The organism is Modestobacter sp. SYSU DS0657, assembly GCF_054050925.1.
Genome location: NZ_JBJHAG010000001.1, coordinates 294,745 through 302,102, shown reverse-complemented (window position 1 = coordinate 302,102; position 7,358 = coordinate 294,745). Strand labels below are relative to the sequence as shown.

Genomic DNA, 7,358 nt, shown 5'->3' with positions numbered 1-7,358 from the left:
CAGAGCCCCAGCCTTCCAAGCTGGCCATGCCGGTTCGATCCCGGTCACCCGCTCCACGGAGAAGTGCAGGTCGGGCCACCCACTGCGCCGGCCGCGTGGGGAACGACCTCCTGCGCCGGCCCGGGGGGGGGGGGGCGCGGCCGGGCGCCCCCCCCCCCCCCCCCCCCCCCCCCCCCCCCCCCCCCCCCCCCCCCCCCCCCCCCCCCCCCCCCCCCCCCCCCCCCCCCCCCCCCCCCCCCCCCCCCCCCCCCCCCCCCCCCCCCCCCCGGTGGTGCTCAGGTGGTTCGGGTGCTGCTGGTGCTCAGACCCCGGCGGTCTCGACCGCGGAGACCGAGACGACCCGGCGGCCACGACGGTGGCCGAAGGTCACCGCGCCCGGCTCCAGGGCGAACAGCGTGTCGTCCTTGCCGCGGCCGACGCCCAGGCCCGGGTGGAAGTGGGTGCCGCGCTGGCGGACGATGATCTCGCCGGCCTTGACGACCTGACCACCGAACCGCTTCACGCCCAGGCGCTGGGCGTTCGAGTCGCGGCCGTTGCGGGAGGACGAGGCGCCCTTCTTGTGTGCCATGTCGTCGTCAGCCCTTCGTGATGTCGCGGACCACGACGCTGGTCAGGGGCTGACGGTGCCCCTGCCGCTTGTGGTACCCGGTCTTGTTCTTGAACTTGTGGATCTTGATCTTCGGGCCCTTGCCGTGCTCGACGATCTCGCCGGTCACGGTCACGCCGGCCAGCGCCTGCGCGTCGGTGGTGACGGTGTCGCCGTCGACCAGCAGCAGGGCCGGAAGGGTGATCGTGTCACCGGCCTCCCCGGCGAGGCGGTTGATGGTGAACGTGTCACCGACACCCACCTTGTGCTGCGCTCCACCGGCCTTGACGACTGCGTACACCACTGACTCCTCGATCGGTTCCTACGTATCCAGCACTGTGTCCTGCGCGCACTCCGGCACGGTGGCCAGGTGCTGGACGGGCCGCCGACCTCTGGTGAGGTGATGCGCCAGGCACTCGACGTGCCTCCGCACAGCGGCAACCCGACCAGCGTACCCGAGCCCGGGCGTCCGGGTCGAACGTGGCCTTCGGGCCGACCCGCCTACGAGGCCGGCGGCCCGGCCGGGCGGGACGCCGCCCGGCGACGACGCGGGCGGGCGGGCGCCGGGGCCCCCGGGTCGGGGGCGGACTCCGCGGCGGGCGCATCGGGCTCGGCCACCGGCTGCGGCGCGACGACGACCGGCGGCACCGGCGCGTCGGGCGCCACGACGGGAACCGACTCCACGGGCACCGACGCCTCGTCCGGCTCGGCGGCCGGCACCTCGTCCGGTCCGACGGCCGGGGCCTGGGGGGTCTCGCTGATGCGGCCGGCCAGCACCGTGTCCGGCGTGGCCGCCTCGGTCGCGGCCGGAGCCCCGCTGTGCGCCTCGGTCGGGACCTCGGTCGGCTCCGGCGCCACCGCGGTCGCCGCACCGTCGGGGAGGGACTCCTCCGGCGTACCCGGGGTGCCACCCTGGTCGGTCCGGCCGGCGGGGTCACCGTCCGCGCCGCTGGCGGCGAGGACCGCGGCGTCCTCGGCGGCCCGGGCCTCCCCGGACTGCCCGCGCCCACGCCGTCCCCGGCTGCGCCGGCTGCTCCGGCCCTCGGTGCCGGCCTCGCCGCCCTGCTCCTCGGCGCCTGCGGCCCCGCCGGACGCCTCGCCCGACGTCGCCGGGTCGGCGGCGACATCGGCGTCCGCACCGGACGACGCCCTGGCCGGCTCCTTGCCGGTGTCCTTGCCGCTGTCCTTGCCCGAGTTCTTGCCGGCGTTGTCGGCCCGGTTCTGGTCGCGGTTGCGGCCGCCACCGTTCCCCTGGCCGCTGCCACCACCGTTGCCGTTGCCACCGCCACCGTTGCCGCCGTTGCCGCCGCGGCGCTTCTCGTCGACCGGATCGGTGTGCACCAGCACACCCCGGCCCCGGCAGTGCTCGCACGGCTCCGAGAAGACCTCCAGCAGGCCCTGACCGACCCGCTTGCGGGTCATCTGCACCAAGCCGAGGGAGGTGACCTCGGCGACCTGGTGCTTGGTGCGGTCGCGCCCCAGGCACTCGGTGAGCCGCCGCAGGACCAGGTCGCGGTTGCTCTCCAGGACCATGTCGATGAAGTCGATCACGATGATCCCGCCGATGTCGCGCAGCCGGAGCTGGCGGACGATCTCCTCGGCGGCCTCGATGTTGTTCCGGGTGACCGTCTGCTCCAGGTTGCCCCCGGAGCCGGTGAACTTGCCGGTGTTGACGTCGACCACGGTCATCGCCTCGGTGCGGTCGATGACCAGCGACCCGCCCGAGGGCAGCCACACCTTGCGGTCCAGCGCCTTGGCCAGCTGCTCGTCGATGCGCAGGTCGCGGAAGACGTCGCCGGTGCCGGTGTAGCGCTGGAGCCGCTCGGAGAGCTCCGGGGAGACGTGCGCGACGTAGGCCTCGACGGTGTCCCAGGCGTCGTCGCCCTGCACGACCAGCCGCTTGAAGTCCTCGTTGAAGACGTCGCGGATCACCCGGATCGCCAGGTCCGGCTCGCCGTAGAGCAACGTCGGGGCGCTGCTGGTGGAGGCCGCCTTGGTCTGGATGACCTCCCACTGCGCCTGCAGCCGGGCCACGTCGCGGGTGAGCTCCTCCTCCGAGGCACCCTCCGCCGCGGTCCGGATGATCACACCGGCGTCCTCGGGGACGATCTTCTTGAGGATGTCCTTGAGCCGGGTGCGCTCCTTGTCCGGCAGCTTCCGGCTGATGCCGGTCATCGAGCCGCCGGGCACGTAGACCAGGAACCGGCCCGGCAGGTTGACCTGCTGGGTGAGCCGGGCGCCCTTGTGGCCGATCGGGTCCTTGGTGACCTGCACCAGGACCTTGTCGCCGGACTTCAGCGCGGTCTCGATGGAACGGGACTTGCCGGTCAGGCCGGCGGCGTCCCAGTTGACCTCACCGGCGTAGAGGACGGCGTTGCGTCCCTTGCCGATGTCGACGAACGCCGCCTCCATGCTGGGCAGCACGTTCTGCACCCGGCCGAGGTAGACGTTGCCGGCGAACGACGTCGCCTGCGCCTGGGTGACGTAGTGCTCGACCAGGACGTCGTCCTCGAGAACGGCGATCTGGGTCCGCTCGCCCTGCTGCCGGATGACCATGGCCCGGTCGACGGCCTCGCGGCGGGCGAGGAACTCGGACTCGGAGAGGATCGGCGCCCGGCGGCGGCCGCCGTCCCGGCCCTCCCGGCGGCGCTGGCGCTTGGCCTCCAGCCGGGTCGAGCCGGCGACGCCCTTGACGTCGTCCTCGCTGCTGACCCGGCCGTTGCGGCCGGCGCGCTCGGGGCGGTCGTCGGCGTCCTCGGTCGCGTCGTCGCCGGCCTCGCCGCTGCTGCCCCGGCGACGACGGCGCCGCCGGCGACGGGTGCTCGACCCGCTGCTGCCCTCGGCGTCGTCGGTGTCCTCGGCGTCGTCGGCGCCGCCGGACTCCTCCGTGTCGTCGGTGTCCTCGCCGCGGGTCGCCCCGGCGGTCTGCCCGGGTGCGTCCTCGTCGGTGTCGGCCGAGTCGTCCCCGGACCGGCCCCGGCCGCGGCCACGACGGCCCCGGCGGCGCCGCCGGCTGCCGGCCGAGCCCCCGTCGTCGCCGTCGCGGTCGTCGGTGTCCCGGTCGTCGGTGTCCCGGTCGTCGGTGTCCCGGTCGTCGGTGTCCCGGTCGTCGGTCTCGCGGTCGCCGGTGTCCTGCTCGTCGTCGGACCGGTCGGCCTGCTGCTCAGCGGCAGCGAGGGCGGCGACGTCCTCCACGTCGGGGGTGCCGTCCTCGGTGTCCGCGGGACGGCGCCGCCGGGAGCGGCGCGACGGCGCGGCGGGCTGCTCGTCGCGGTCGGCCCGGGGGGCGGCCTCCGGGTCGGCCGGGGACTCGGCTTCGGTCCGGCGGCTGCGCCGGCGCGGGGAGACGGCCTCCGGCTCGGGCGGGGCCATGAAGCTGACGAAGGCCGGAGCCACCGGCGGGGCCGGCGGCGGCGGGGTGACCGAGTCGGGGTCGGCGGCCAGCGCCGGGCGGGTGGCCCGGCGGCGCGGACGCGCGGTGACGGCGGTCGGCTCCGGGGAGCTGAACTGGGCGCCGAAGCGCGGCGCCTCGGCCTCCGGCTCCTCCGCCGGCTGGGGCGCGACCGGCTCCGGGGACGCCTCGGCGGCCGCGTCCTGGACCGTCTCGTCCTCGACCGGCTCGTCGTCCGGCTCCTCCACCGGGGTCTCCGGCTCGGTCGCCGTGCCGGCCTCCGGGGCCGGGCCGGAGCCCGGCGGCGCGGTGACCGGGGAGGTCTCCGGCGCCTCGGTGGTGCTGTCGTTGTCGTCGATGCGGTCGGCCACGAAGGGCTCGCCTCCTGGTGCGTCCCCGGGCGCCGATCGTCTCCGACTGGCGGCCGCGCAGGAACGCGGGTTGGGCGGGTCGGGCGGCCACACCGAGGTGCGGCGGGGTCGGCCGGCCCGCGAAGTCTGTTTCGTGCCCCGGCCGGTGCGGCTGGGGCCCGGTGGTGCAGCAGGATCGCGGGTGGTGCGGTGGTGCAGAGCTCTTGGGTCGCGCCACGGCTGGCAGACGTGTCGCAGACGGCGTCCGGCACCCGGCCCCGCCGGTCAGACCGGCGCCCGTTCCTCCTGGCAGCAGGAACGCGTCGCACGATCTGGGTCGAGCGGGTCGGCGACGTCACCACTCTCGTCGAGCCGGCCCTGCGCCTCACGCACGGCCCGTGGGGGCGACGGCGGGTGCAGGTCGGCGACGACAGCCAGGGCAGCCATCACGTCGTCCGGTCGCACGGTCGGCGTGAGCTGCCGTACGACCACCTGCAGTATGGCACAACCTGTGTCCCCGGCCACCGACGCGCGGACGACGGCGGCCCGGACGTCGACGTCCTTGGTGCCGGTCTTGGCCCGCTTGGTGACCGTCACCGTCTCCCTCGCGAGCAGCTCGGCGAGGGCCGCGGAGAGCTCCTCCGGGGCGACGCCGGGCAGGTCGATCCGCCAGCGGGTGGCGTCGAGCCGGTCGGCGAGCGAGCCGGTCCCCTCCCCCGCCTCGACGCACTCCAGCACGTCGATGCCCGGCGGCAGGGACGCGTCGAGGGCGGCACGCACCTGCTCCGGGTCGCGACGCTGGGAGAGACCGATCTCCACGTACTCGGCCTCCGAGGCCGCCCCGGTGGGCGCCGCGCCCATGTAGCTGATCTTGGGGTGCGGGCTGAACCCCGCCGAGAACGCCATCGGCACCTGGGCACGGCGCAGTGCGCGCTCCAGCGCCCGGGCGAGGTCGCGGTGCGAGGCGAACCGCAGCGGCCCGCGCTTGGTGTAGCGCAGCCGCAGCTTCTGCACGGTCGGCGGCGGGGGCGGCCCGTCGGGCTGGCGGGCCATCAGCGCACCCTCATCAGCGGACGACCGTGAGCGGGAGCAGGCTGCGCCCGGTCGGGCCGATCTGGATCTCGGTGCCCATCGTCGGGCAGACACCGCAGTCGTAGCAGCCGGTCCAGCGGCAGTCGCCGACCTCCTCCTCGGAGATCGCCTCCTGCCAGTCCTCCCAGAGCCACTCCTTGTCCAGCCCGGAGTCCAGGTGGTCCCAGGGCAGCACCTCGTGCTCGGTGCGCTCCCGGGTGGTGTACCAGTCCAGGTCGACGCCGAAGGGGGCCAGCTCCTCCGCCGCGGCCGTCGTCCACCGCTGGTAGGAGAAGTGCTCGCTCCAGCCGTCGAAGTGGCCGCCGTCGCGCCACACCCGCTCGATGACCCGGCCCACCCGGCGGTCGCCGCGGGAGAGCAGCCCCTCGATCACCCCCGGCTTGCCGTCGTGGTAGCGCAGGCCGATGGAGCGGCCGATGCGCCGGTCGGCGTTGATCGCCTCGCGGAGCACCTTGAGCCGGTGGTCGATCGTCTCCGCGCTCGCCTGCCCGGCCCACTGGAACGGGGTGTGCGGCTTGGGCACGAAGCCACCGATGGAGACGGTGCAGCGGATGTCCTTGCTGCCGCTGGCCTCCCGGCCGGCGCGGATCACCTCGACCGCCAGCTCGGCGATCTCCAGCACGTCCTCGTCGGTCTCGGTGGGCAGACCGCACATGAAGTACAGCTTCACCTGCCGCCAGCCGTTGGCGTAGGCGGTGGTGACCGTGCGGACCAGGTCCTCCTTGGACACGGTCTTGTTGATCACCCGGCGGATCCGCTCGCTGCCACCCTCGGGGGCGAAGGTCAGCCCGGAGCGACGGCCGTTGCGGGACAGCTCGTTGGCCAGGGTCACGTTGAACGCGTCGACCCGGGTGGAGGGCAGGCTCAGGCCGGTGTTCGTGCCCTCGTACCGGTCGGCGAGCTCGGTGGCCAGCTGGCCGATCTCGGAGTGGTCGGCGCTGCTCAGCGAGAGCAGGCCCACCTCCTCGTAGCCGGTGGCCTTGAGGCCGGCGTCGACCATCGAGCCGATGCCGGTGATCGTCCGCTCGCGCACCGGGCGGGTGATCATCCCGGCCTGGCAGAACCGGCAGCCACGGGTGCAGCCGCGGAAGATCTCCACGCTCATCCGCTCGTGCACGCTCTCGGCGAGCGGCACCAGCGGCTGCTTCGGGTAGGGCCACTCGTCGAGGTCCATGACGGTGCGCTTGCCGACCTTGGCCGGGACGTCGTCACGGGTGCGCAGCACCTCGGCGATCGCGCCGTCGGCGGCGTAGGTGACCGCGTAGAAGCGGGGCACGTAGACGCCGTCGACCCGGGCCAGCCGGGCCAGCAGCTCGACCCGGCCGCCGGGGCGGCCCTGGGCCTTCCAGGCGGCGACGACGTCGGTGATGTCGCCGACGACCTGCTCACCGTCGCCGAGCACCGCGCAGTCGATGAAGTCGCTGACCGGCTCGGGGTTGAACGCGGCGTGGCCGCCGGCCACGACGACCGGGTGGGTCTCGTCGCGGTCGACGGCGTGCAGCGGCACCCCGGCAAGGTCGAGAGCCTCGAGCAGATTGGTGTAGCCCAGCTCGGTGGCGAAGCTGACGCCCAGCAGGTCGAAGTCGCGCACCGCCCGGTGGCTGTCGACGGTGAACTGGCCGACGCCGTGCTCGCGCATCAGCGTGGCCAGGTCGGGCCAGACGGCGTAGGTGCGCTCGGCCAGGGCGTCGGAGCGCTCGTTGAGCACCTCGTAGAGGATCATGAGGCCCTGGTTGGGCAGGCCCACCTCATAAGCGTCGGGGTACATCAGCGCCCAGTGGACGGCGACGTCGTCCCAGGGCTTCACCTGGGCGTTGAGCTCACCGCCGACGTACTGGATCGGCTTCTGGACCTGGGCCAGCAACGGCTCGAGGCGGGGGTACAGGGACTCACCAGTCATGACCTGCCCAGGGTAGACGCCACCGCGCACCAGCTCCCC

Annotated in this window: 5 protein-coding genes; all 5 read right to left on the bottom strand. The window is 74.5% G+C overall.

The window, feature by feature from the left end; all coding sequences use genetic code 11:
• Positions 1–301: 301 nt before the first annotated feature.
• The 5 genes from rpmA to ACI79A_RS01500 all read right to left on the bottom strand — a co-directional run bounded on the left by rpmA (position 302) and on the right by ACI79A_RS01500 (position 7,319).
• Positions 302–568: a 50S ribosomal protein L27 gene (gene rpmA, locus ACI79A_RS01520; protein WP_457076582.1), complete on the bottom strand. Its 267-nt coding sequence runs from the start codon at positions 566–568 to the stop codon at positions 302–304.
• Positions 569–575: 7 nt separating this feature from the next.
• Positions 576–887, bottom strand: coding sequence for a 50S ribosomal protein L21 (gene rplU, locus ACI79A_RS01515; RefSeq protein ID WP_153360663.1), 312 nt, complete (start codon positions 885–887; stop codon positions 576–578).
• Positions 888–1,087: 200 nt separating this feature from the next.
• Positions 1,088–4,348, bottom strand: coding sequence for an Rne/Rng family ribonuclease (locus tag ACI79A_RS01510; protein WP_457079188.1), 3,261 nt, complete (start codon positions 4,346–4,348; stop codon positions 1,088–1,090).
• A gap of 264 nt (positions 4,349–4,612) precedes the next feature.
• Positions 4,613–5,380 (bottom strand): TIGR03936 family radical SAM-associated protein, encoded by a 768-nt coding sequence (locus ACI79A_RS01505; RefSeq protein WP_457079185.1) that lies wholly within the window; start codon positions 5,378–5,380, stop codon positions 4,613–4,615.
• A 13-nt stretch (positions 5,381–5,393) separates the two neighbouring features.
• On the bottom strand, positions 5,394–7,319 hold the full coding sequence (locus ACI79A_RS01500) for a TIGR03960 family B12-binding radical SAM protein (RefSeq protein WP_457079183.1): 1,926 nt from the start codon (positions 7,317–7,319) through the stop codon (positions 5,394–5,396).
• Between the last annotated feature and the right edge of the window lie 39 nt (positions 7,320–7,358).